Below are 26,299 nucleotides of genomic sequence, written 5' to 3' on the forward strand. Positions count from 1 at the left end.
TAGGACATACTACTATATATACAAAAGACAATATGCAAATGTTCATATAAAAATATTATATTTTAATATATAATATAAAATGATTTTCTAACATCAAGGAGGATACATATGAAGATGAAGAGGGGCATTACCACTTTATTATCTGTAGCGGTTCTATCTACATCACTTGTAGCATGTTCAGGAACACCAGAGAAAACAGTGGCGAAAGAAGAGAAAGTAAAATTAACAGAACAACAATTAATGGCTGATTTATGGTATCAAACAGCCGGTGAAACGAAAGCACTTTACTACCAAGGGTACAACATTGGTCAATTAAAGCTTGATGCAATTCTTGCAAAAGGGACAGAGAAAAAACCTGCTATCGTGCTTGATTTAGACGAAACTGTTTTAGATAACAGTCCTCATCAGGCAATGAGCGTAAAAACAGGCAAAGGCTATCCTTACAAATGGGATGATTGGATTAACAAAGCTGAAGCTGAAGCCCTTCCAGGCGCAATTGATTTCTTAAAATATACAGAGTCTAAAGGTGTAGATATTTACTACATCTCAAATCGTAAAACGAATCAACTAGATGCAACAATTAAAAATCTTGAGCGTGTAGGTGCTCCTCAAGCAACGAAAGAACATATATTACTACAAGATCCGAAAGAAAAAGGAAAAGAAAAACGCCGTGAACTCGTTTCTCAAACCCATGATATTGTCTTATTCTTCGGTGATAACTTATCTGATTTCACAGGTTTTGATGGAAAATCTGTAAAAGATCGTAACCAAACAGTAGCAGATTCAAAAGCACAATTTGGTGAGAAATTCATTATTTTCCCGAATCCAATGTATGGCGATTGGGAAGGCGCTTTATATGATTATGATTTCAAAAAATCAGATGCAGAAAAAGATAAAATCCGTCGCGACAACTTAAAATCATTTGATGTAAAATAAAAGAGGATGGCATTCGCCATCCTCTTTTATTTTACTTTCTCTGTTAAAGGCAAGATAAATACTTCCACACGTCTATTCTTTGCCTTTCCTTCTTGTGTATCGTTTGGAGCAATTGAACGGTATTCTCCGTATCCAATCGCACTAAATTTTTCTGGTTGTAATTCTTTATTTTGCAGTAATACTTGCATAAAATTAACTGCCCGCTGCGTACTTAATTCCCAATTCGACGCAAACTGCGCATTGGCAATAGGGACATTATCCGTATGACCCGATACTGTAATTTCACGAGGTGACGCTGAAACAAGTAAGCTAGACATCTCTTTTGCAATCCCTAAAGATTCTAATTTCACATCTGCTTTCCCCGAATCAAACAGTATATTTTCTAATATTGTCACCATTAATCCCTTTTCAGTTAATTTAGTTTGAAAAGAAGAAGATAATTGTTTTTCATTAATATATTGATCAATCTTTTTTTGTAATGCTTTCAATTCATCCATCTCTTTTTTTTCTTTAGCTCTAGCTTCTTCTTGTTTTTTTGCTTGTTCTGCCTCAAGGCTACTTGCTGATAATTCTTTTTCATCATTTGGCTTTTGATCACTTAAAAATTCTTTGTTACCTGTTCCCCCAGCTAATTCACTTCGAAAAGCAACTGCCATCTGTTTAAACTTCGCAGCATCTATACTACTCATTGCGAATAAAACGATAAACAATGCAAATAACAACGTTAACATATCAGAGTATGGGATTAACCACGTTTCATCGATATGCTCATCATGTTTTTTCTTTTTGCCTCTTCTATTTTTCTTACTCCGCATTTTTTTCTGCTCCTTTTTCTAGCTTTTTACGCTCAGTTGCAGAAAGTGCACCTAAAATGCGGTTCTTCATAATAAACGGATATGTACCTTCTTGTAACATTAATAAACAATCAATGATTAAACGTTTTTTCTCAATTTCAGCTGAAGATTTTTGCTTTAACTTATTTGCAAATGGATGCCATAATACGTAACCTGAAAAAATACCAAAAATCGTTGCAATAAACGCACCAGAAATAGCATGACCTAACTTTTCAATATCAGTTAAGTTACCAAGCGCAGCTACAAGACCGATAACAGCACCTAAAACTCCTAATGTCGGTGCATACGTACCAGCTTGTGAAAAAATAGCAGCTCCCTTTGCATGTCTTTCTTCAATTGCCTCTAATTCAGATTCCAAAATCTGCTCTAAATCTTCTGCGGATACGCCATCAATCACAAATTTCATACCGCGCAAAAGAAATTCATCTTGAATTTTGTCTAATTGTTGCTCTAAAGACAAAATACCGTATTTTCTACTTTCAGATGTCCAATGAACAAATAATTCTAGCAACTGTTCATAACTTAAATCCTTTTTATTTGAACCAAAAAGAACTTTAAATAGTTTTGGAACCCTTTTTAGTTGATTCATCGGAAATGCAATACATACTGCAGCAAATGTACCGATAAAAATAATTAATGCTGCTGCAGGATTTAATAAGGCTGTTATGTCAGCGCCCTTGACGACCATCCCTACTACCACTGCTACAAATCCTAAAATAAGTCCAATAATTGTTGCAAAATCCATTCCCATTCACTCCTAGTCTATACAAGAAGTTCTTTATTCTCGATAATCGCTACATCTTCTTATGTATATATATTACATAAAAAATGCAAATCATGAAAGATAAGAAATGAATTATATAAAAAAATACTACAAATTCACACATTTTCTGACATTTTCTTTGCATTTCTATTACGTTATGACTCTTATATTCCTTTTCCAACAAACTAGATTTATAATAAAAAAACAATACACATTTTATGAAGAAGGGACTGTGATTACAAGGCATCATGAAAAAGATAATAATTATTTCTGCCACTACTATTGTAATCGGGATCACATCTTTCGCTTACTTTGGTTCTAAAACACCACTACATAATGAAGCAAAAGCTGTCGAAAGTCAAAAGCATAATAACCATAAAAAAGAAGAGATTCCTGCTTTTCCAAAAGCTGATCATAATGCAAAGAAAATAGACAATGACTTTTCAGTTGTAACAAATCCAAAATCTAATCTTGTCTTAATTAATAAACATCGAAAACTACCAGATGGATACATTCCTGAAGACTTAACGAGACCAAATGTACCATTTATTAGTCCAAAAGATAAAGAAAAAACATTGCTGCGCAAAGATGCTGCCGAGGCACTTGAAAACATGTTCAAAGCTGCGAAAAAAGAAGGGCTTGATCTTACAGCTGTATCTGGTTATCGTTCATACAAACGCCAAAAATCGTTGCATGATACATACGTTAGACGTCAAGGAAAAGCCGAAGCTAATTCGGTAAGCGCAATTCCTGGTACAAGTGAACACCAAACGGGTTTAGCAATGGATATTAGTTCAAAATCAGCTAAATTTCAATTAGAGCCTATCTTCGGAGAGACAGCAGAAGGAAAATGGGTCGCGGAACATGCTCATGAATTCGGTTTTGTCATTCGTTACTTAGAAGATAAAACAGATACAACAGAATATGCCTATGAACCATGGCACTTACGCTACGTTGGTAATCCATACGCTACATACCTATATAAACATCACTTAACATTAGAAGAAGCGATGGAAGACAAAAAATAAGAGAGCAAATTGCTCTCTTATTTTTCTTTCACTCTATTATTGTAGTAATTTCTTCTTCCATTCTTCAGGCCATGGTTCGCCTCTTCCTGTTTTTTTCGAAGCTTGAACCATCATTCCACGACCTACTAAACAAACCTCTCCTGCTGCATTCTTCACCATATAATGTAAATCTAAAGAAGAATTCCCGACCGATCCTGCCTTTACATACACCTTCAGCTGTTCATCAAAATATATTTGCTTAATAAAATTACATTGTAAATCCGCAACAACGATCATCGTTTCTGATGATGCATGTGTCCACTCTTGCATAAATCCAAGTTCTTTAAACAACGCAATACGAGCTTCTTCAAAATAAGTAAAAGCAACGACATTATTTACATGTCCAAACATATCTACTTCACCAAAACGAACCTTTACAGGGTTGTAAAACGAAAAACCACTTTCCCATTGCTCAAAGTCTTCAATATAAGAAATCCTCTTCATTGTTATCTCTCCTTTTCACCTTGAAATAAACAGAATAAACAGAAAAATGCAGTTATAAATATTGCCTCTTCGATATGAAGAGGCAATATTTATTAATAGTTATTATCGCTACCAAAGAAATCTTTGAACGATTGAATTGTTGTATCACGGTTTAATGCCGCAATTGAAGTTGTTAAAGGAATACCCTTCGGACATGATTGCACACAGTTTTGAGAGTTACCACAGTTTGCTAGTCCTCCATCTCCCATAATTGCACGTAAGCGATCTGCTTTATGCATTTCACCCGTTGGATGTGAGTTGAATAAGCGAGCTTGTGATAACGGTGCTGGTCCAATAAAGTCAGACTTACTGTTTACGTTTGGACATGATTCTAAGCAAACACCACATGTCATACATTTTGAAAGCTCATAAGCCCATTGACGCTTTTTCTCAGGCATTCTTGGTCCTGGACCTAGGTCATACGTACCATCAATTGGAATCCACGCTTTAACGCGTTTTAGAGCATTAAACATGCGACTACGATCAACTTGTAAGTCACGTACAACCGGGAATGTCTTCATCGGTTTTAAGCGAATTGGTTGCTCTAATTGATCAATAAGTGCCGTACATGATTGACGTGGTTTTCCGTTAATCACCATCGAACATGCACCACATACTTCCTCTAAGCAGTTCATATCCCATGCAATCGGAGTTGTTTGGTTCCCTTTTGAATCAACAGGATTACGACGGATTTCCATAAGTGCTGAGATAATATTCATATTCGGACGATATGGAATTTCAAACTCTTGGTCAAACGCTTGCGCATCTGGCCCGTCTTGTCTCGTAATGATGAGGCGGATTGTTTTCTCAGACATGTTGTTTATCCCCCTTCTCTTCACCCTTAGCAGCTACATCGTGTTTTGAAGAATAATCACGTTTACGCGGTTTAATTAACGAAATATCAACGTCCTCGTAATGGAATGCTGGTGCATTTCCTTCTCCCTCAAATTTTGCCATCGTAGTTTTTAAGAAGTTTGCATCATCACGATTTGGGAATTCAGGTTTGTAATGCGCCCCACGGCTCTCATTACGGTTATATGCGCCAATTGTAATAACACGTGCTAACTCAAACATATTTGCAAGTTGGCGTGTAAATGAAGCACCTTGGTTACTCCATCTTGCTGTATCGTTAATGTTAATACGTTTGTAACGAGCCATTAATTCTTCAATTTTCGCATCTGTTTCTAATAATTTTTTATTTTCACGAACTACTGTAACGTTATCTGTCATCCATTCTCCAAGCTCTTTATGAAGAACATACGCATTTTCGTTACCATCCATCGTTAAAATATTGTTAAATTTCTCTGTTTCGATTAATTCATTTTGCTCATATACAGTAGATGAAACAGCATCAGATGATTTAGAAAGACCTTTCATATACTCAATTGCGTTTGGTCCTGCTACCATACCACCATAAATTGCTGATAATAGTGAGTTCGCACCAAGACGGTTACCACCGTGCATAGAATAATCACACTCACCTGCTGCAAATAAACCTGGAATATTTGTCATCTGTTTATAATCAACCCATAGTCCGCCCATTGAATAGTGAACAGCTGGGAAGATTTTCATCGGTAGTTTACGAGGATCATCCCCTGTAAATTTCTCATAGATTTCAATAATTCCACCTAGTTTAATATCTAGTTCTTTTGGATCTTTATGAGAAAGATCTAAGTACACCATGTTTTCACCGTTAATACCTAGTTTTTGCTCTACGCAAACATCAAAGATTTCACGCGTTGCGATGTCACGAGGTACAAGGTTTCCGTAAGCCGGATATTTTTCTTCTAAGAAGTACCATGGTTTACCATCTTTATATGTCCAAACACGTCCACCTTCACCACGTGCAGATTCACTCATAAGACGTAATTTATCGTCTCCAGGAATTGCCGTTGGGTGAATTTGAATGAACTCACCGTTTGCATAATATGCGCCTTGTTGATATACAGCAGAAGCTGCTGTACCTGTATTGATAATGGAGTTTGTTGATTTTCCGAAAATGATACCAGGGCCCCCTGTTGCCATAATCACGGCATCTGCTCCGAAACTTCTAATCTCCATAGTTTGTAAGTCTTGTGCAACGATTCCTCGGCACACACCTTCATCATCAACAACAGCTCGTAAGAAATCCCAACCTTCATATTTCGTTACAAGTCCTGCTACTTCGTGACGACGTACTTGCTCATCTAATGCGTAAAGTAATTGCTGTCCAGTTGTTGCACCAGCAAATGCTGTACGGTGATGTTGCGTTCCACCAAATCGACGGAAATCAAGAAGTCCTTCTTCCGTACGGTTGAACATAACACCCATACGGTCCATTAAATGAATGATACCAGGTGCTGCTTCACACATTGCTTTAACTGGTGGTTGGTTCGCTAAGAAGTCCCCACCATAAATTGTATCGTCAAAGTGGATCCATGGAGAATCCCCTTCACCTTTCGTATTTACGGCACCGTTAATTCCGCCCTGAGCACATACAGAATGTGAACGTTTTACTGGTACTAAAGAAAACAGTTCAACATTTACTCCTGCTTCTGCCGCTTTAATCGTTGCCATTAAGCCAGCCAAGCCACCGCCGACTACTATAAGTTTCCCTTTCATGCTCTCCCACTCCTTACTGGTTTGCTAGCTGTGGATCGATGAACGCTAATAATGCACTCACACCTACATAAGATAAACCTAAGAAAATAGCTAATGTTACATAAGTAGAGATTCTTTGTGAACGTGGAGATACTGTAATTCCCCAGCTGATGCAGAATGTCCATAGTCCATTTGCAAAGTGGAAAATTGTTGAAACAACACCAACTAAGTAGAATGTAAACATAGCTGGATTGTTTAAAATATCTGCCATCATATCATAGTTTACCTCTTTACCTAACATTGCTTGAATACGAGTTTCCCAGACGTGCCAAGAAATGAAGATCAGCGTAACGATACCTGAAATTCTTTGGAAGACGAACATCCAGTTACGGAAATAACCGTAAGAAACCGCATTGTTCTTAGCTGTAAATGCAATATATAAGCCATATATAGCATGGTACAGTATCGGTAAAAAGATGATGAAAATTTCTAGCGCATACCGGAATGGAAGGAGCTCCATAAAGCCTGCAGCTTTGTTAAAAGCCTCTGCTCCTCGTGTTGCAAAGTTGTTTACAATTAAATGTTGCGTCAAAAAGACACCAACCGGGATGACCCCCATTAATGAGTGCCACTTACGAAACGTATACTCGCGGCCTTTCATGTCCCCATTACCCCCCTTGAATGTTTGACTGCTGTTTTCAGATTAGTTTATGACAATAATGTTTTTTCACTATTGGCATAAGAAAAACTGAAAAAATTATTCGAAATATTTCAGCATAATTTGATACCAAGTTCATTTTACTCCTATTTTTGTCGAAGCGTCAAGAAAACGTATACATAATTTGCATATAATTTGCCAATTCTTTTTTTCTTCTTATATATTCAGATTTTCCTAAAGAAAAATCTGTTTTTATAAATGTGAAATGTTATATAATAATCCCTATAGAAAGAGGGGAATATTGTGAGTAAAAATACAATCGATACAACATCTTTAGAAGATGTTTCATTGAACGCCTTCGCTTATGAATTGCTACGTGAAGAATTACTACCTGATTTAATCGGCAACGATTTAGATGGTATTTTATACTGGTCTGGTAGAAACCTTGCAAGAAAATATCCGCTAGAAACAATTGAAGAAATCATTCAGTTCTTTGAAAAGGCTGGCTGGGGCACTTTAAGCATTGTTGAACATAAGCGTCGTGAAATGCAGTTCCAACTTAAAGGCACACTCATCGCAGAACGTCAAAAACAAAAACGACATTCTTCTTATCAACTAGAAGCCGGATTCATCGCTGAACAAATCCAAAAGCAACGGAACGTCGTTGCAGAGTCATACGAAGAAAAGAAAAAACGTTCTGACTCTATTACATTTCTTGTAAAATGGGATATAAAAGATCTCATTGAAGTGTAAGCATTACCTACAGTCAACTAGACATATCAGTTTAGTTGACTTTTTTGTATTTTCATTCAGATGAGTTTATTTTAAATCTTCAGAAATTATACCAAAAAACAGAAGACGTTGTAAACTACAACGTCTTCTTATCTGTTAAATACGTATAAATCGTCTCCGCGACATTTTTCGGCATACCCGCTTCGACAAATTCCTCTATAGAAGCTTCTTTCATCTTCTTTAATGAACCAAAATGTTTTAACAATACCTTTTTCCGTTTATCACCGATTCCTGGAATATCATCCAATGCTGATTGAATGACAGATTTCCCATGTAATTGACGATGGAATGTAATCGCAAATCGATGCACCTCATCTTGAATACGCTGCAATAAATAAAATTCTTGGCTATTTCTCTCAAGCATCACAGGTTCCGGTGGATCCCCAATAATTAAATGGGAGGTTTTATGTTTATCATCTTTTACAAGACCTGCCATCGGAATATATAATCCGAGCTCATTCTCTAAAATATCACTTGCAGCCGCTAGATGGCCTTTTCCTCCATCAATAATAATCAAATCAGGTAAAGGTGAATTTTCTTTAAGTGCCCTTGTATAACGGCGCCTCACAACTTCTCTCATAGACTCATAATCATCTGGCCCTTGAACCGTTTTAATTTTATATTTTCGATACTCTTTCTTCGCCGGTTTCCCATCGATAAAAGCAATCATTGCAGAAACGGGATTTGTTCCTTGAATATTTGAGTTATCAAACGCTTCAATACGATACGGCGTTTCAATCCCAAGCTGCTTCCCTAAATGATCTACCGCTTTAATCGTTCGTTCTTCATCACGTTCAATTAAGTAAAACTTCTCTTCAAGAGCAATCTTCGCATTTTTATTTGCCAATTCTACAAGGTCTTTTTTCTTACCACGTTTCGGCTGCGTCGCTTCCACTTCTAAAAAGCGCTCTACTAATTCCGAGTCTATACTTCCTGGAACGACAATTTCCTTCGGCTTAAAATGACTACTGTTTTCATAAAATTGGCCGATAAACGTTAAAAAACCCTCTTCTGGTTCATCGTAAATTGGAAACATAGAAACATCACGTTCAATTAGCTTTCCTTTTCGAACGAAGAAAACTTGAACACACATCCATCCTTTATCCACTGCATACCCAAACACATCACGATCCACTAAGTCACTCATAATCATCTTTTGTTTTTCCATAATCGCATCAATATGAGCAATTTGATCACGCAACTCTTTTGCACGTTCAAACTCTAGTTTCTCTGAGGCCTCATACATTTTTATTTCTAGTTCTGAACGAACTTCTTTATGTCCACCGTTTAAAAACTTAATAATTTCATCTACAATTTCTTTATTTTGTTCTTCCGTCACTTCTTTCACACAAGGCGCTAAACATTGACCCATATGATAATACAAACAAACTTTATCTGGCATATTCGTGCATTTCCGAAGTGGATACATACGATCTAGCAGTTTTTTCGTTTCATGAGCAGATTGTGCATTTGGATAAGGACCAAAATATTTCCCTTTATCCTTTTTTACGTTTCGAGTAATGAGTAAGCGCGGTTGCTTCTCCGCCGTAATTTTAATAAAAGGATATGTTTTATCATCTTTTAATTGAATATTATATTTCGGATCATATTTTTTAATTAGATTTAACTCTAAAATAAGTGCTTCTAAATTCGAAGAGGTTACAATATATTCAAAATCAACAATTTCTCCTACAAGCCGCAGTGTTTTCCCATCATGTGAACCAGTAAAGTACGAGCGCACACGATTTTTAAGCACTTTTGCCTTTCCGACATATATAACCGTTCCTTGCTTATCTTTCATCAAATAACAACCAGGTTGATCTGGTAAAATAGCCAACTTCTCTTTCAAATGTTCGTGCACTCGTCTCCCTCCATTTCTACATACTTAGCATTTTTATTTTCCCTTGAAAACATACTATGCCCAAACACCCAACATACGTTCTTTTATTGTAACGGAAAGACTGTAAAAAAGAAAATAAAAAAAGCTACCAAATGGTAGCTTTTTTTATTTTAGAAGTGTTTAGAAACTAATTCTACTAACGCTTCTTTCGGTTTGTAACCTAACGCTTGATCAACTACTTTACCGTCTTTTAATACGAAAAGAGCTGGAATGCTCATTACTTCGAATTGACGAGCAGTTTCTTGGTTTTCATCAACGTCTACTTTTACTACTTTTACTTTTTCGCCTAGTTCTGCATCAATTTCCTCTAATACAGGAGCGATCATTTTACAAGGTCCACACCAAGGTGCCCAGAAATCTAATAATACAACACCTTCGCTAGTTTCTGCTGCGAAGCTTTGGTCATTTGCGTTTACAATTGCCATTTTATTTCCTCCTTCAAGTATATTCTACCAAGAGTATATCATTAACTTATATACGTGGCGAATAATATGTATCGTTATGTATTGTAACAAAAAAATGTTCCTTTATACTATATAAAAATACGGATTAAATACTAAAAAGATGAGAGACAGGGGATCTCTCACCTTTTTCTATATATAGGGGTACTTCACTTGGAACTCAAGGGTACTTAAATCATGAATGTACTTTTAACTTTTTAAACTCTTCTGTTAAAAGAGGTACAACTTCGAATAAGTCACCGACAATACCATAGTCAGCTACTTTAAAGATACTTGCTTCTGGATCTTTATTGATCGCAACGATTATTTTTGAGTTTGACATACCTGCTAAATGCTGAATCGCACCAGAAATACCACATGCAATGTATAAGTCTGGCGTAACAACTTTACCAGTTTGACCAATTTGTAATGAGTAATCACAGTATTCAGCGTCACAAGCACCACGAGATGCCCCAACAGCGCCGCCTAGTACGTCTGCTAACTCTTTTAATGGCTTAAAGCCTTCTTCACTCTTCACACCACGTCCGCCAGCGATAATAACTTTTGCTTCAGAAAGATCCACACCTTCTGCTGTTTTACGGACAACATCTTGAATGATTGTACGTAAATCTTTCACATCAACTGTAATAGAAGATACGTCACCGCTGCGAGACTCATCTTTTTCCAGAGTTGCAATGTTATTTGGACGCACTGTCGCAAATAAGATGCCGTCTGTTACAATCTTCTTCTCGAATGCTTTACCAGAGTAAATTGGACGAGTGAAGATAACATTTCCACCTTCAACCTCTAAAGCAGTTACGTCAGAAACTAAACCAGCTTCAAGCTTCGCTGCTAATTTTGGTGATAAATCTTTACCAAGTGCTGTATGTCCAAAAACGATACCTTCTGGATTTTCTTCAGCATGTACAGCTAAAAACGCTTGTGCATAACCATCAGATGTATATGATTTTAATTTATCATTTTCAACTGTCACAACGCGATCTGCACCGTAATGAATCAATTCATTTGCAAAAGAGGCAACGCTGTCTCCAATTAGAAGACCTACTACTTCACCGCCTTCTGCAATTGTTTTTGCTGCTGCTACCGCTTCAAAAGAAACGTTACGTAGCGATCCATCACGAACTTCACCCATTACTAATACTTTACGAGCCATAGATTTTCCCTCCTGCATATATAATTTCGTATTTTATTAGATTACTTTCGCTTCTGTATGGAGCAACGATACAAGTTCTTTTACTTGATCTTGCAGCTCGCCTTGTAACACTTTTCCTGCATCTTTCTTAGGAGGCAAATAGATTTCAATTGTTTTTGTCTTTGCTTCCACATCATCTTCTTCTAAATCTAAATCATCTAATTCTAATTCTTCTAGCGGCTTTTTCTTCGCTTTCATAATACCTGGAAGCGATGGATAACGCGGTTCATTTAAACCTTGCTGTGCTGTTACTAAAACTGGTAATGAAGTTGCAATCACTTCTGTATCACCTTCAACATCACGCTCAATCTTCACATTTGTACCGTCAATTTCAAGTTTTGTAATTGTCGTTACATACGGAATATTTAACGCTTCAGCTACGCGTGGTCCTACTTGTCCAGATGCACCATCAATTGCAACGTTTCCGCCTAAAATTAAATCTGCATCTTTATCTTTTAAATATTCAGCAAGCACTTTTGCTGTCGTGAACTGGTCACCATTTTCTACATCATCTTCAATATTAATTAATACAGCTTTATCACAGCCCATTGCTAATGCAGTACGAAGTTCTTTCTCACTATCTTCGCCACCAACTGTTACAACTGTAACTTCTCCACCTTGTGCGTCTCTTACTTGAATTGCTTCTTCAATTGCATATTCATCGTAAGGGTTGATGATGAATTCCGCTTCGCCATCGTAAATTGCACCGTTTTTAATTACGATTTTTTCTTCTGTATCAAATGTTCGTTTCATGAGTACGTAGATGTTCATTCCATTTACCCCCTTGTTTTTCAGAAAGATTCTATCAATTTTAATTTTCTGTTAATTTATATTAAAAAAATAATTGAACTACCTGCCACTAAATGAAGGTTTACGCTTTTCTAAAAATGCAGCTACACCTTCTCTTCCATCTTCACTCGTAAATACTTCACCAAAAATCTGTGATTCACGTTGTACACCTTCATAGTAATGAGACGATTTTGTCGTTTGCAATAACTCTAGTACAGCACGAGTTGTTGCTGGACTTTTTCCAGCAATTTGTTTTGCAACTTTAAGCGTATCATCTAAAAGAGATTCTTCAGAGAACAATCCGTTAACAAGTCCCCACTTTAATGCTTCTGCACCAGTAATTGGTGTACTTGTTAACATCATTTCACAAGCTTTCGCTTTCCCAACATAACGTGGTAAGCGCTGTGTACCTGCAAAGCCAGGAATTAATCCAAGTGTTAATTCAGGTAAACCAAGTTTTGCACTTTCAGTTGCAAAGCGCATGTGGCAAGACATAGCAAACTCAAGGCCGCCGCCCAGTGCCGCTCCATGAATTGCCGCAATAACTGGTTTTGAACATTTTTCAACACGCTCAAACGTAACTTGTCCAAGCTGTGCTAATTCTGTTGCTTGCTTCGCTTCAGTAACAGATGTAAATTCTTTAATATCTGCTCCCGCTGAGAAGAAACGTCCTTCACCGTGAATAACAACAACACGAATGTTATCATCCTTTTCCACTTGATCAATTAATTCAGTAACGTCATGCATAACTTGTGAAGACATCGCATTCGCTGGTGCGTGATTTAATGTCGCCACCGCGATATGATCTTCAACTCTTACAGATAGGAATTTCAACATGATCCCTCCCATTATTGACGATAACCACAAGCTGCAATAAGTAGCCCGTGTACCGTTTTTGAAAGTGCGACCAGATCATACTTATGATCGCTCATTACCCAATTGGTCACTACTTCATCTACTGTTCCAAAGATCATTTGTCTTGCCACGCGAACATTTAAATCTGCTTGAAATTCACCTTGTTTTATACCAGTCTCTAAAATCTCATCCATAACTTGTAAGTAGCCTTTTAATACTTCATTTATTTTAAGGCGCAAGTCTTGATTGGACTGCCTCAGCTCTAATTGCGTAACGATAGCAAGAGGATCATTTTGCGACAACAGCAAGAAGTGCGTTTCTACCAACATGAATAACTTCGATACAGCGCTTTCAATTCCTGCTGTTTTTTGACGAATTGTTTCGACAAATTCTCCCATCTTCTCTTGGAATAAGGATATTAATATATCTTCTTTATTTTTAAAATATAAATAAATCGTGCCATCAGCTACCCCAGCTTGCTTTGCGATTTTAGAAACTTGCGCTTGGTGGTACCCATTCTCCGCAATCACAATGACTGCCGCATCAATAATTTGATTGTATTTCGGTCTATTTTTCTTCACTTTACTGTCCCCTTCAAGAAGATGACTGAATGAATAGTCATTCATATTCTTATAATACTGACTATTTAGAAAAGTGTCAATCCTATTTTTTCAAAAAGAAAGGGCCTTAGCCCGTTTGCTCATCCTCATTCTTTCTCTTCTCTTCATCTATTAGAACACGGCGTAAAATTTTCCCTACTGTCGTTTTTGGCAATTCATCTCTAAACTCATATACTTTCGGCACTTTATAAGCCGCTAAATATTTACGTGCAAACTGATTTAATTCTTCCTCAGAGCACTCCGTACCTTCTTTTAACACAACAAATGCTTTAACTGTCTCTCCTCGGTACGGATCTGGAACTCCAATTGTCACTACTTCTTGCACTTTTTCATGCTCATATAATACTTCTTCAACTTCACGAGGATACACATTAAATCCACTCGCGACAATCATATCTTTCTTGCGATCTTTTACATAGAAGAATCCATCTTCATCCATGTAGCCAACATCCCCTGTATGGAGCCAGCCATCTTGCAATACAGCCGCTGTTTCCTCTGGCTTATTCCAGTATCCTTTCATAATTTGAGGACCTTTCACTACAATTTCCCCTATTTCTCCTGGCGGTAATGCCTCACCAGTTTCAAGTGACATAATGATTGCTTCTGTATCTGGCCACGGAACTCCAATGCTACCTGGCACCCGCTTTTCCCATAAAAAATTACTATGTGTAACCGGAGAGGATTCTGTTAAACCATATCCCTCTACTAGTTTACCACCTGTAACTGTTTCGAACTTTTCCTGTACTTCTACTGGTAGTGGTGCTGACCCACTAATACAAGCACGAATAGAAGAAATATCGTATTCTTTTAAAAGTGGGCTATTTAAAAGAGCGATATAAATAGTTGGTGCCCCTGGAAATAGTGTCACTTTATGCTTCTTAATCGCTTCAAAAACCATTTTCATATCAAACTTTGGAATAAGGACCATTTTGTATCCTTGCATAACACTCAAATTCATAACAGCCGTCATACCGTACACGTGGAAAAATGGAAGAACCCCAAGAATGACTTCTTCTCCTTCTTTGCAATTATATAACCATTGAACTCCCATTAACGTGTTAGAGACGAGGTTTTTATGCGTTAACATAACGCCTTTCGGAAATCCGGTTGTTCCTCCTGTGTACTGTAAAAGAGCTAGATCATTTTCAGGATCACAAGGCACCTCAACATCCGTATTCACTTCTTTTTCTACTGAATTCCAAAGATGAATCGTTTCACTCTCTGATACTTTCACAACTAAATTTGACTGTTTTTTCTGCACAAATGGATACAATAGATTTTTAGGGAATGGTAAAAAGTCCGCAATACGAGTTACGATAATATGCTCAATTTTTGTAGCAGATTGAACATTCGTTACTCTTGGAAACACTAAATCGAGACAAAGAATTACTTTTGCTCCCGAGTCATGAAGCTGATATTCTAATTCTCTTTCTGTATACAGTGGGTTTGTTTGTACTACGATACCTCCCGCAAGTAATGTGCCGTAATAACCAATTACAGCTTGCGGACAATTCGGCAACATAATAGCAACTCGATCACCCTTTTCCACACCGAGCTTTTGAAGATAATTTGCAAACCTCTTCACCTTATCATGGAAGTCCGAAAACGTAATATCCTTCCCTAAAAAGTGAAGCGCTTTCTTTTCTGGGTAGCGAGATGCCATCTGTTCTACATATCTATGAAGCGGCTGAATATCATAAGAAATCGTACTAGGAATTTCCTCTGGATAACTTTTCAACCATGGTTTTTCCACCTTCATTCCCCCTTCAAATACATAAAAAATAAATGAATGTTCATTCATGATGGTTATTTTCATTATATTATAGTCACCATAACGTTACAATCATAATATTCTGACTTTTACATAACTATGCTTTACTTCATTAACTTCTTATTATATGTAGAAACTCTCTTAATCTTAAAAGAGTAAGAGAGTTATGGCTTAGCTCAATCTTATTATCGTTAACACTGCTCCTGGAGTAGTTGTTGATAATGTTGCGACAGCTAACAAACCAAATAATTGCAAGCTAATAGCATCTCCTGCTGCAAGAGTTGTAATGATTGTTGCGCTAAATGATGTGGTCGCTACAGCAGGAGAATTGATTGTTCCGGCAAGTGGTGCTCCATTGATTGTAATCCGTGAACTAACTAATAATGAAGCCGTTATATTAATCGAATATGAAATATAGTAATTTCCAGCATTTGCAACCGTAAATACTGTATTTCCCCCGGAAACCGTAATACCTGGACCAATATTTTGATTATTCGGAAGCGGGACATTCGTTCCACCTAGAAGTACTGATATCGCTGTTCCTGAGGTATTATTTGCAAATGCATATGTCGCCGTGATACTTGTACCTGTAGCCCCGGTTGAGCCTATTGCTCCTGTTATTCCCGTCGCTCCCGTTGGACCTGTTGAGCCTGTTGCTCCTGTTATTCCTGTCGCTCCCGTTGGACCTGTTGAGCCCGTTGCTCCTGTTATTCCTGTCGCTCCCGTTGGACCTGTTGAACCCGTTGCTCCTGTTATTCCCGTCGCTCCCGTTGGACCTGTTGAGCCTGTTGCTCCTGTTATTCCTGTCGCTCCCGTTGGACCTGTTGAACCCGTTGCTCCTGTTATTCCCGTCGCTCCCGTTGGACCTGTTGAACCCGTTGCTCCTGTTATTCCTGTCGCTCCTGTTGGACCCGTTGCTCCCGTTGGACCTGTGTCGCCTGTCGCTCCTGTTGGGCCTGTTGAACCTGTCGCTCCCGTTGAACCTGTCGCTCCTGTTGAACCCGTTGCTCCTGTTATTCCCGTTGCTCCCGTTGGACCTGTGTCGCCTGTCGCTCCCGTTGGACCTGTGTCGCCTGTCGCTCCCGTTGGACCTGTTGAACCTGTCGCTCCCGTTGGACCTGTGTCGCCTGTCGCTCCCGTTGGACCTGTTGAACCTGTCGGACCAACCTTAGGAACTGTCCCATCGCAACTAAAACAGCATGAATCAACATGTACACCATTTTGATTATTACACCCACAATATCCATTTATGTTATTGCTCCATGAAGACATGTTGATCACTTCCTTTACATTCGATCTTTTTAGCGCAATCACCGAATTAAAAAACACCTATCTAAATAACAAAGAAATACTTTGCCTAGTCGGGGATAAAACACAGATTTCCTCCATACATTCTAGTAATTATTACATGCGATTCTCACTCCTTTTGCTTGTACTTTCGCCCCCTCTCCACAGATTATTAACCATACACATTACACTTTCGTACACAGCCAAGTTCCCATTTAAACTTTTCACATTCGCCAATATTTTTAGTAAAGAGACTTACTCTCCATAAAGTGAAACTTTAATCAGCCCGACTCCCACCTAACTTCTTTGCTCCATCCAAATTTTGAGATGTGAATCTTACAGCCGGACAAATAGCGGGATAAATAACGACTATAATATATAAAAATTCATATAATTTGTTATTTTTCGTCAAAATTTTAAAAATATATTGACACTTAAAATACCCTCATAGTATGATTTGGGTGTTGTAATTGATAACCATTTTCACTTATGGTGCTAGTTATAAAAAACACTTAATTTGGGGGCAAAAGATGAAGAAAATTCTCAGTATTTTCATAGTAGTTCTTCTATTCGCTGTTGGATGCGGACAGCAAAAAGAGGAGAAAAAAGAAACAAAAGCGGACAATAAAAATCAAGCTATAACAATTAAACACGCTGAAGGGGAAACGAAGTTAGATAAACCAGCGAAAAAAGTAGTTGTACTTGAGTGGGTATATTCAGAAGACTTATTAACACTTGGTGTTCAGCCAGTAGGGATGGCAGACATTAAGAATTATAATAAATGGGTAAATACAAAAACAAAACCAAGTAAAGATGTTGTAGATGTAGGGACACGTCAACAACCAAACTTAGAAGAAATTAGCCGTTTAAAACCAGACTTAATTATCACAGCTTCATTCCGTGGTAAAGCAATTAAAAATGAATTAGAGCAAATTGCACCAACAGTTATGTTTGATCCATCAACAAGCAATAACGATCACTTTGCTGAAATGACAGAAACATTTAAACAAATTGCAAAAGCAGTTGGAAAAGAAGAAGAAGGTAAAAAAGTATTAGCTGATATGGATAAAGCATTCGCTGATGCAAAAGCAAAAATTGAGAAAGCAGACTTAAAAGATAAAAACATCGCAATGGCACAAGCATTTACTGCTAAAAACGTACCAACATTCCGTATCTTAACTGACAATTCTTTAGCTTTACAAGTTACAAAAAAATTAGGTTTAACAAATACTTTTGAAGCAGGAAAATCTGAGCCAGATGGTTTTAAACAAACAACTGTAGAATCATTACAAAGTGTACAAGATTCAAACTTCATTTACATTGTAGCGGATGAAGATAACATTTTTGACACGCAACTAAAAGGCAACCCTGCTTGGGAAGAATTAAAGTTCAAAAAAGAAAACAAAATGTATAAATTAAAAGGCGACACTTGGATTTTCGGTGGTCCTGAGTCTGCAACATCTTTAGCAACACAAGTAGCAGATGTAATGACAGCGAAGAAGTGATTACACAATGAATAGCTTACAACGTACACTTCGAGCAAGTCTTGTATTCGGAGGAGGAGCAGCTCTCTTGCTCCTCCTTTTCTTTATTCATATCGGACAAGGTCAAGCAAACATTTCCTATAGTATGATTATTGATGCTCTTATCTCACCGAACCAATCGCTAGAACATCAAACTTTAATCATGCTTCGATTACCTAGAGCCGTAATTGCCATTTTAGCTGGAGGCGCTCTTGCTGCATCAGGGGTTATTTTACAAACGTTAACGAAAAATCCACTTGCTGAATCCAGTACAATGGGTATTCACTCTGGCGCATATTTCTTTCTAGTAGTGGCTACAATTTTCTTACCGAAAGGTTTACAAATTAATTCTCTTCTGTTCACATTTATCGGCGGTGCTATTACTGCTTTATTTGTATACCGTATTTCTGGTGGAAAAAAGGGAACCCCACTCAGAATGGCATTAGCTGGTATGGTCGTTACATTAATGCTCTCTGCCTTTACCGGAACGATGCAGCTTTTCTATGAAAATGAAACAGCTGGTTTATTTTTATGGGGAGCTGGCTCTCTTATTCAAAATAACTGGGATGGCGTTCAATTTGCTTTTCCATTTATCATTATTTCTTTCCTAGTTTTACTATTTATGTCTCGTAAACTCAACATTCTCTTACTTGGTGATGATGTTGCTATTTCTCTTGGTGAAAAAACAGCAGTAACACGTCTTATCGCCTTCATTGCTGCAATCTTTTTAACAGCAGTAATTGTTACTGTTGTTGGACCAATTGGCTTTGTCGGCTTAGTTGCACCTCATTTAATGCGCCTTATCGGATACCGTCAACACTTTACTCTTCTTCTCTCTTCTTTCTTATGGGGGGCAGTATTATTGCTTGGAGCAGATGTTGTCGGTAGATTAATAGATCCAACCGGTGCAGAACTTCCTGTTGGGGCAGTCACAGCAATGATTGGATCTCCTTGGCTTATTTACTTAGTGTATCGAATGATGAAGTCGAAACAATATATGAATGATAACGGTGCGAATGCAGCTGGAGCTAGTTCCCGCTATTACTCTTATAAAAAGGTAATCATTATATCTATCACACTTTGTATTGTGACGATTGCTCTTGGTGTTACAATCGGTAGTAACGCTTATATCGAAAGCATTACTAATGTTATATCAGGTCAATTAACACAATTTGACAAAAATATGATGATGAATCTTCGTTTACCAAGAATGCTCGTTGCTGCTATTGCTGGCGCATGCCTTGCAATAAGTGGGCTTGTTTTCCAAAGTATATTACGAAACCCACTTGCCGATCCTTCTATTATTGGTATTTCATCGGGAGCTGGTGTCGGTGCTTTAACGATTATGTATGTCTTTCCTGCACTTCCTGGTTTCTTCCTACCAATTGGTGCATTTATTGGCGGACTACTTGCAGTTGGAATTGTCCTCTTCTTCTCTTGGAAATCAGGATTTAGTCCAACAGCTCTCGCTTTAATAGGGATTGGTATTTCTGCACTTGGCTCAGCAATTATTCAAATCTTTATCGTTAGAGCCAATTTGAATGTTGCCGCTGCTTTAACATGGTTATCTGGCAGTACGTATGCAAGAGGGTGGAATCACTTAGAAAATATCATTCTATATCCATCTCTAATTCTTGTATTCATTATCTTTTTCTTAATAAAACAACTTGACGTTCTCGTACTGGGAGACGATTTAGCAACTGGACTTGGGCAACCAGTAAATAAAACACGTCTTGCTCTAATTGTGCTAGCGACACTACTTGCATCAGTAAATATCGCTGCTGTCGGTACAATTGCCTTTTTAGGCCTTGTCGCACCTCACTTAGCAAGAATTGTTGTTGGTATGAACCATCAAAGACTATTCGTTTGTTCAGCACTATTTGGAGCAATCCTTCTTTCTGTTGCTGACTTACTTGGACGTACAATCGCATATCCGAAAGAAATTCCTTCTGGCCTTGTCGTTGCTGTACTTGGAGCACCTTATTTCTTATGGTTGATGAGGAAGAGTGGGAAGAAAGTTAATTAAAAAGGAGGCTTCGTTTTAGAAGCCTCCTTTTTATATACTAAATAAAGTGAAACTTTAATTAGTGGGGGGGTTCTTCATCCCCACTGATTATTAACCCAAACCAATTGGGCTTTTATGAGCAGTGGATCTCCCACCTAACTTCTTTGCTCCAGCCGAATCTTGAGGTGGGAATTTTACTGCAGGTGAATAGCGGGATAAATTACTCTGATCTCACTAATTTCACAGATTTAGTCCCTCCCATAAACTCATGATGTACAGTTAATGTGTTCTCCTCAAGTTTCAAATCAACCTTCTGTTTTCTTTCTCCCATTAAAAATACAAGCTCTATGGAAATAATCCCTTGGTCCACACTTAATATTCGAAAGTCTCCTATAGTAGTCCCTTTCCCAAAAATATTATGTTCCATAAATTCTCCGCCTGTTTTCTCACTATTAATAGATTCTATTTCCAACCCAACTGGCCTGTCTGTACTTTCTGATGACATCCAAGACCCCTTTAACTTTCCAATATCAGCCTCTTTTTTCTTTTCATTTTTTAACTCTTCCTCTTTTTTCTTAACTTCTGCTTGTTGAGTTAGTAAGCCATCTATTTGCTTATTCAGCTCTTCGGCCCGTTGATTTTCCGAAATAAATTGTTGATTTTGGCCAGTATCGTTAACAATTTTATTTACTATCCCTTTAGCCTCTTCATACTTTTTATCATTCTTTAACTTCTCTGCCTTTTCCAATTGACCTATATATTGACCTTTTAACTCTTTATGCTCTATGAGCGAATCTTTTTGTTCTTTCGCTTGACTTTGAAGGATTGCGGAACCATCTTTCATCTTTTCTACTTCTTGAAACAAACCTATTGCTTGTTCTATATTTCCACTCGATTTCTCTTTTATCGAACTTATCATCTTAGTAGTTTGGTCTTTTAATACCTTTGCTTCTTTATCATCCTTTTTCTCTTCTAATGCTAGCTCAAATGATGCTACTGCCGTGTCATATTCTTTACTCGCTAACGCCAATTTCCCTTGATCCATTGCTTTTTTATAGGTTTCATTGCTACATCCTACCATTAAAAATAAAATTATGATTCCTAAAATCAATCTTTTCATAATATCCCCCTAAATTAATATAATTCTATATACACTAAATAATATCATAAAATTTATATATAAAATTTTAAATACCATCATTAAAACATAAAGGGAACTTGTCATTTCTTCTCGAACTTAATCTATGAACATAAGTAGAGGGGGATAACAATAATGTACCAAACAATTGACGGCTTCTTGCAATCATGGACATACGAAGCAGAGTCTACTCAGAAAATGCTTGATTCATTAACCGATGCATCTTTATCACAAGAAATTGCACCTGGACATTGGACGTTAGGAAGAGTCGCTTGGCATATCGTGACGGCAATTCCTGTTATACTATCTGGCACAGGGCTAAAGTTTGAAGGAGAAACGAAAGATTATCCTGTTCCAACTTCTGCAAAAACAATTGCAGATGAGTACCGTAAAGTGAATGCGGCTTTTGTTGAAGCACTTCAAAGCGAATGGACTAATAAAGATTTAGCAACTATTAATGACTTCTTTGGTCGCCCTATGCCGAATTCTATATTTTTAATGACACTTATTAATCATCAAAATCATCATCGCGGGCAAATGACGGTTTTAATGCGACAAGCCGGCTTAACAGTTCCTGGCGTATATGGCCCCGCAAAAGAAGAATGGGCTGCGGCTGGAATGGAAGCTCCTAAAATGTAACGACAAAAAAGACAAGGTGTTTACACATCTTGTCTTTTTCTGTAACTTGTTTCATGTGAAACTATTTTTTCTAAATGGTTGTTTTATGGAATATATAGGTTAAAATGAATACATATTACGAAGAGGGGTAACCAAATTGAATACAAAAAATAAAAAAATAGCTATGGGAACTATTTTACTAACTTCTATTATTGGAGTTATTAGTGTATCTCTTTATTTCACCTATTATGGTACCCCTTGGGGAAAACAAACAGCAATTGCGGAATCAAAGAATTATATTACAAAATATTTTAATCTAGATGCAGAGGTCAAAAATACTTCTTACGATGCTAAAATGAATAGCTATGCGATCTCCTTTAAAACAAGTACCGACGGAGAGTTTACTATCGAATATAAAAGTCCAAATAACTTTAACATTTCTCCAGGAGTACAAGATTATTTAAGTAAACACTCTAAATTTACAGAGTAGTAACGAAGCATATATATACAAAAAATGAGTTAGTATAACACCAACTCATTTTACGTATTCTTATCATACTGCTATATCTTCCTTCTCTATATTTTTAATGCCGTAATACGCAATCACAACTCCAATTGCTGCGAGTGCTAGTTGAAGGGGAAGAAAAGTTGCTGTAGAAAACTCTGGGTTGCCATTCATTGCAATTGTGACAACGATAAGAGATGAAACAATTGTAGTTGGCACGGAACGTTTACGCATTCCGAAATATAATGGGATTAAACTCATCCCCGCAGTTGCAATGGCCAAAGGAACTAGTTTTATTCCTTCTTGCATCAATTGATCTACTGTAAATGAATTAGGAAGAATTGAAAAATAGCTATCTATACCAAAGAAAACTCCTACTACTAAAATGTTAGATACAATAACTGTTATAAATGTTACTATTGCTGCAATAGCCAACTTACTAGCCATCATTTTCTTCCGATTAATAGGGTAAGAAAACATAAGTAGTATTGTTTTATTTTTATATTCACCAATTATTAGCCTTGCGATTAATACACTACCAAAAACAATAAACGTTGCTCTTACTATTGTGCTAGCCATTAACAATATCGTCTCTGGATTCCTTATTTCTGCATCACCTTCTACTTGAGCAATGATGCTCACAAAGATCATTAATGCCAGTATAACAATATTTGCAATAATTGCTCTCTTCACGTACCAACCAAGCTTAAACTTTTTCAATTCTAGCTTCATTAAATGTAGCATGATAGTGTCCTCCTTCCTCCTAAGATTTAATCAATATAAATGACTCCTGTTTCACTTAAAATCTTCGCTTCATTTTTTGCATCACCAATCGTTCCTACTTTTATTTTTTCTGTATTTTTATCTTTCTTAAGTCCTTTTAAATCTACTATTACGTCAGCCGAATTACTTTTAGCCATAAGCTTCAATGATGCCGGGACACCTTTATACCGTACGCCAATATCCCCTGATTTTGTTTCTATAAATAATGATTTTCCTTCTGTCATATCTTTCAGCAATACTTCCCCAGATGTTGAAGTGATGTTCATATTTGAGTTACTTACATTTGTTATATAGTTATCACCAGTCGTAGACTTTATATTTAATTCTTGTACTGAACTATCTTTTACAACTAACTCTCCACTTTGCGATATGAATTCACCTTTCTCGGCTGATAGTCCTACAATCATTCCATCCCCAGATTTGCCTGTCGTCATGATACTTTTTACTACTAGATCTCTTATTTTCACATCACCCGATTTATTATTTACTATAATTTTATCTATCTCTTTCTTCGGAATAGCTATACATATACTATTTTTCTTTCTAAACGTAAAACCATTAAAAAATTTGGCTGCCTTTTGTTTTTGCTTAATCACAATTTTATTTTCGTCATTTTCTATTTTGACGGGATCTATCTCTTTATCTACTTGTTCACCTTGAACGGAAATTACTATTTTATTAGCATCTGTACTTTTCAATTCAATATCCCAGTTTTCATTGTCTACTTCTATTTCTTTTATATTATTGATCTCAAAAGACTTTTCTTTCTTAAAATCTTTCCCCTGAAATACTTTAAAACCAAAAACTACACTAGCAATTGTAATGAATAATATTGCAATTACTATTATTTTTTTCACCAGTCATACCCCAGTTCGTTGTTGTTTTAGGCTTGCTTCACGCCACATCGATCTTGTCGATTTTACGAAACGATAGATAACTAATGAAAATTCCTAATAAACAGAGCACGATTGGGATAGCTATAAAATCAAACATACTTACTTGACCGTTTCCAGGACCATAGTTACCACTAATCAGCAAGCCAATTATTACTGCTGAAGTAATCGTTGTCGGTGTCGATTTCTTTCTCATTCCAAAAAATAAAGGAATTAAACTTATACCAGATATCATAAATGCACTTATAATAGTACCTGGAACGATAGCTATTATTTCACCTATCGTAGCAGGTGTTTCAATCAGTCCCATCATTGGACTCACAAAATATACGAGCAAGCTAATAATGAAAGTCGCGATAATCGTGCTCACAAAACAAAAACAGAAAACAATTGTTAATTTCGCACTCATTAGCATTTTCCTTTGTAGCGGATACATAAATGATAGTTGTATCGTTTTGTTCTTATACTCATCAATTACTAAACGTGATAAAATGACTGAACTAAAAATAATGAATGTTATCCTAATAAAAATATTTACTAAAGCCATGTTCTGTGTGAAGTCAAAGAAGAGCACGTCTCCCTCGGCTTTCATTCCCCATGCCATAAGGCTTACTGCAGCGAAAATTGCTATAATACAAATTGCTACACTTTTAAAGTAACTAGATAATTGATGTTTCTTCCATTCGAGCTTCATTAATTTAAACATATAAACCACGCCTCCATTCTTTATATACCTGTCTCTACGCTGCTAACATTCTAATTCCAGCAGTAACGAAGCTTAACATTCCTATCACTAGTACAATGAACAACCATTTCCGCTCTGGTTTTCTATAATATAAAATTCCACTTATTAGCATTACGATAAATCCACTTACCAGGTTCAGCCACAGTCCATTAAGCATGAATACCTTCTCCATCCATTACATTTAAGAAATATTCCTCTAAAGAACTATGTTTCTTATTAATACTTTCAATTTCCACATCGTTCATAATAAGTGCTTTTGAAATGGCTTGCTGTGTCACCGCCACTTCATAAACCCGAATCATGTTTCCACTCATTATTTTGTAGTTTTTTATACCAAGTTTATCTTCTAAAATATAAGCTGCACGCTTCACATCAGGAACAGTAATTTCAATGTACTCTGTTTGTTTTCCGTTAATACTCTTCATTGAAACTTCTTTTATTAGTTTTCCATTTTGAATGACACCAATTGTATCCGCCATTAATTCCATCTCACCTAAAATATGGCTAGAAACTAATAATGTAATGCCATATTCTTTGCAGAGCATTTTAAATAAGTCTCTTAATTCTTTAATACCAATTGGATCTAAACCGTTAATGGGTTCATCTAAAATGAGTAATTCTGGCTTTGTTACGATTGCCCTTGCAATACCGAGTCGTTGTTTCATTCCTAATGAAAAATCTTTTACTTTTTTATTATCTATACCTTGCAGCTTCACTAAATGTAAAGCATGGTCAATTTCATTTCTATCGTAATAGCCCATATATTCACAATGTAATTCTAAGTTTTCTTTCGCCGTTAATTTATCATAAAAGATTGGGTATTCAATAATTGTCCCCATTCTCTTTAATACTTCATAAGATGTATCTGTTAACTTCTCACCGAAAATTTCAATCTCACCGCTCGTCGGTTTTATTAAATTTGTAATCATTTTCATAATCGTTGTTTTACCAGCACCGTTTGGTCCTAAGAAACCGTAAATTTCTCCTTTTTTCACATGCATGTTAACACCGGAAATAACTTCTTTCCCTTTAAACACTTTCGTTAACTGATTTGTTTTTAATATATATGTCATGTTACTTT

The 26,299-nt window shown here is 36.7% G+C and carries 27 protein-coding genes; 7 read left to right on the forward strand and 20 right to left on the reverse strand.

The genetic code is table 11. The features are described 5' to 3' along the window. Window positions 1-108: 108 nt before the first annotated feature. Window positions 109-936 carry a 5'-nucleotidase, lipoprotein e(P4) family gene (locus ACTFP3_RS15940; protein WP_000782767.1) on the forward strand — a complete coding sequence of 276 codons (828 nt, stop codon included), beginning with the start codon at window positions 109-111 and terminating at the stop codon, window positions 934-936. A 26-nt stretch (window positions 937-962) separates the two neighbouring features. Here the strand turns inward: ACTFP3_RS15940 and motB are convergent, their stop codons facing one another. Next, a complete protein-coding gene (gene motB / locus ACTFP3_RS15945; RefSeq protein WP_001256734.1) occupies window positions 963-1,751 on the reverse strand; it encodes a flagellar motor protein MotB in 789 nt (262 codons plus the stop codon). Next, a complete protein-coding gene (gene motA / locus ACTFP3_RS15950; RefSeq protein WP_000344853.1) occupies window positions 1,741-2,535 on the reverse strand; it encodes a flagellar motor stator protein MotA in 795 nt (264 codons plus the stop codon). The genes motB and motA overlap by 11 nt, the downstream gene beginning before the upstream one ends. 266 nt (window positions 2,536-2,801) lie before the next feature. On the opposite strand from motA, the gene ACTFP3_RS15955 reads away from it, so the two are divergent. Then, window positions 2,802-3,581, forward strand: coding sequence for a M15 family metallopeptidase (locus ACTFP3_RS15955; protein ID WP_000720201.1), 780 nt, complete (start codon window positions 2,802-2,804; stop codon window positions 3,579-3,581). 36 nt (window positions 3,582-3,617) lie between these two features. Here the strand turns inward: ACTFP3_RS15955 and ACTFP3_RS15960 are convergent, their stop codons facing one another. From ACTFP3_RS15960 to sdhC, 4 genes are all read right to left on the reverse strand, one after another. After that, window positions 3,618-4,064 carry an acyl-CoA thioesterase gene (locus ACTFP3_RS15960; RefSeq protein WP_000822734.1) on the reverse strand — a complete coding sequence of 149 codons (447 nt, stop codon included), beginning with the start codon at window positions 4,062-4,064 and terminating at the stop codon, window positions 3,618-3,620. Between the two features lie 92 nt (window positions 4,065-4,156). After that, window positions 4,157-4,918, reverse strand: a complete 762-nt coding sequence (sdhB, locus tag ACTFP3_RS15965; RefSeq protein ID WP_001291827.1) for a succinate dehydrogenase iron-sulfur subunit — start codon at window positions 4,916-4,918, stop codon at window positions 4,157-4,159. Continuing rightward, window positions 4,911-6,704 (reverse strand): succinate dehydrogenase flavoprotein subunit, encoded by a 1,794-nt coding sequence (sdhA, locus tag ACTFP3_RS15970; protein WP_000676750.1) that lies wholly within the window; start codon window positions 6,702-6,704, stop codon window positions 4,911-4,913. The genes sdhB and sdhA overlap by 8 nt, the downstream gene beginning before the upstream one ends. 13 nt (window positions 6,705-6,717) lie before the next feature. After that, window positions 6,718-7,344: a succinate dehydrogenase cytochrome B558 gene (gene sdhC / locus ACTFP3_RS15975; protein WP_000678355.1), complete on the reverse strand. Its 627-nt coding sequence runs from the start codon at window positions 7,342-7,344 to the stop codon at window positions 6,718-6,720. A 300-nt stretch (window positions 7,345-7,644) separates the two neighbouring features. On the opposite strand from sdhC, the gene ACTFP3_RS15980 reads away from it, so the two are divergent. Beyond that, complete coding sequence (locus ACTFP3_RS15980) at window positions 7,645-8,094, forward strand: YslB family protein (protein WP_000042221.1); 450 nt, start codon at window positions 7,645-7,647, stop codon at window positions 8,092-8,094. A gap of 115 nt (window positions 8,095-8,209) precedes the next feature. On the opposite strand, the gene uvrC is transcribed toward ACTFP3_RS15980, so the two are convergent. From uvrC to ACTFP3_RS16020, 8 genes are all read right to left on the reverse strand, one after another. Further along, complete coding sequence (uvrC, locus tag ACTFP3_RS15985) at window positions 8,210-9,994, reverse strand: excinuclease ABC subunit C (protein WP_000544296.1); 1,785 nt, start codon at window positions 9,992-9,994, stop codon at window positions 8,210-8,212. A gap of 149 nt (window positions 9,995-10,143) precedes the next feature. Further along, window positions 10,144-10,458 (reverse strand): thioredoxin, encoded by a 315-nt coding sequence (gene trxA / locus ACTFP3_RS15990; protein WP_001018943.1) that lies wholly within the window; start codon window positions 10,456-10,458, stop codon window positions 10,144-10,146. A 211-nt stretch (window positions 10,459-10,669) separates the two neighbouring features. Beyond that, window positions 10,670-11,647, reverse strand: a complete 978-nt coding sequence (gene etfA / locus ACTFP3_RS15995) for an electron transfer flavoprotein subunit alpha (protein WP_000101945.1) — start codon at window positions 11,645-11,647, stop codon at window positions 10,670-10,672. Between the two features lie 36 nt (window positions 11,648-11,683). Further along, on the reverse strand, window positions 11,684-12,457 hold the full coding sequence (gene etfB / locus ACTFP3_RS16000; RefSeq protein WP_001029028.1) for an electron transfer flavoprotein subunit beta: 774 nt from the start codon (window positions 12,455-12,457) through the stop codon (window positions 11,684-11,686). A gap of 78 nt (window positions 12,458-12,535) precedes the next feature. Then, the gene (locus ACTFP3_RS16005; protein WP_000911292.1) at window positions 12,536-13,312 is read right to left on the reverse strand and encodes an enoyl-CoA hydratase; all 777 of its coding nucleotides are present in this window, start codon (window positions 13,310-13,312) and stop codon (window positions 12,536-12,538) included. A gap of 11 nt (window positions 13,313-13,323) precedes the next feature. Beyond that, on the reverse strand, window positions 13,324-13,911 hold the full coding sequence (locus ACTFP3_RS16010) for a TetR/AcrR family transcriptional regulator (RefSeq protein ID WP_000742223.1): 588 nt from the start codon (window positions 13,909-13,911) through the stop codon (window positions 13,324-13,326). Window positions 13,912-14,017: 106 nt separating this feature from the next. Then, entirely contained in the window at window positions 14,018-15,703 is a 1,686-nt protein-coding gene (locus ACTFP3_RS16015; protein WP_000414743.1) for a long-chain-fatty-acid--CoA ligase, read from the reverse strand. 189 nt (window positions 15,704-15,892) lie between these two features. Continuing rightward, the gene (locus ACTFP3_RS16020) at window positions 15,893-16,993 is read right to left on the reverse strand and encodes a BclA C-terminal domain-containing protein (protein ID WP_440010821.1); all 1,101 of its coding nucleotides are present in this window, start codon (window positions 16,991-16,993) and stop codon (window positions 15,893-15,895) included. A gap of 545 nt (window positions 16,994-17,538) precedes the next feature. On the opposite strand from ACTFP3_RS16020, the gene ACTFP3_RS16025 reads away from it, so the two are divergent. Both ACTFP3_RS16025 and fhuB read left to right on the forward strand, forming a co-directional pair. Continuing rightward, window positions 17,539-18,513: an ABC transporter substrate-binding protein gene (locus ACTFP3_RS16025; protein ID WP_025709894.1), complete on the forward strand. Its 975-nt coding sequence runs from the start codon at window positions 17,539-17,541 to the stop codon at window positions 18,511-18,513. A 7-nt stretch (window positions 18,514-18,520) separates the two neighbouring features. Next, window positions 18,521-20,557: a Fe(3+)-hydroxamate ABC transporter permease FhuB gene (gene fhuB / locus ACTFP3_RS16030; protein ID WP_326036836.1), complete on the forward strand. Its 2,037-nt coding sequence runs from the start codon at window positions 18,521-18,523 to the stop codon at window positions 20,555-20,557. Window positions 20,558-20,756: 199 nt separating this feature from the next. Here fhuB and ACTFP3_RS16035 read toward each other — a convergent pair whose 3' ends face one another. After that, window positions 20,757-21,656 carry a hypothetical protein gene (locus ACTFP3_RS16035; RefSeq protein ID WP_025709896.1) on the reverse strand — a complete coding sequence of 300 codons (900 nt, stop codon included), beginning with the start codon at window positions 21,654-21,656 and terminating at the stop codon, window positions 20,757-20,759. Window positions 21,657-21,809: 153 nt separating this feature from the next. Here ACTFP3_RS16035 and ACTFP3_RS16040 point away from each other — a divergent pair, with 153 nt between their 5' ends. Further along, entirely contained in the window at window positions 21,810-22,313 is a 504-nt protein-coding gene (locus tag ACTFP3_RS16040) for a DinB family protein (RefSeq protein ID WP_000284954.1), read from the forward strand. 136 nt (window positions 22,314-22,449) lie between these two features. Further along, the gene (locus ACTFP3_RS16045; RefSeq protein WP_326036835.1) at window positions 22,450-22,782 is read left to right on the forward strand and encodes a YfjL-like protein; all 333 of its coding nucleotides are present in this window, start codon (window positions 22,450-22,452) and stop codon (window positions 22,780-22,782) included. A gap of 63 nt (window positions 22,783-22,845) precedes the next feature. Here the strand turns inward: ACTFP3_RS16045 and ACTFP3_RS16050 are convergent, their stop codons facing one another. Genes ACTFP3_RS16050 through ACTFP3_RS16070 form a run of 5 tightly spaced genes read right to left on the reverse strand, consistent with a single transcriptional unit; the run spans window position 22,846 to window position 26,291 of the window. Continuing rightward, a complete protein-coding gene (locus ACTFP3_RS16050) occupies window positions 22,846-23,541 on the reverse strand; it encodes an ABC transporter permease (protein ID WP_006917761.1) in 696 nt (231 codons plus the stop codon). 26 nt (window positions 23,542-23,567) lie between these two features. Then, entirely contained in the window at window positions 23,568-24,437 is an 870-nt protein-coding gene (locus ACTFP3_RS16055; RefSeq protein ID WP_326036834.1) for a DUF4097 family beta strand repeat-containing protein, read from the reverse strand. A gap of 37 nt (window positions 24,438-24,474) precedes the next feature. After that, window positions 24,475-25,179 carry an ABC transporter permease gene (locus ACTFP3_RS16060; protein WP_000475549.1) on the reverse strand — a complete coding sequence of 235 codons (705 nt, stop codon included), beginning with the start codon at window positions 25,177-25,179 and terminating at the stop codon, window positions 24,475-24,477. Window positions 25,180-25,213: 34 nt separating this feature from the next. Further along, complete coding sequence (locus tag ACTFP3_RS16065; RefSeq protein WP_000931813.1) at window positions 25,214-25,375, reverse strand: hypothetical protein; 162 nt, start codon at window positions 25,373-25,375, stop codon at window positions 25,214-25,216. Then, a complete protein-coding gene (locus ACTFP3_RS16070) occupies window positions 25,368-26,291 on the reverse strand; it encodes an ABC transporter ATP-binding protein (RefSeq protein ID WP_000221071.1) in 924 nt (307 codons plus the stop codon). The genes ACTFP3_RS16065 and ACTFP3_RS16070 overlap by 8 nt, the downstream gene beginning before the upstream one ends. Window positions 26,292-26,299 lie beyond the last annotated feature (8 nt).

The sequence above is a fragment of the Bacillus cereus group sp. MYBK5-2 genome, from assembly GCF_051915685.1.
GTDB lineage: Bacteria > Bacillota > Bacilli > Bacillales > Bacillaceae_G > Bacillus_A > Bacillus_A cereus.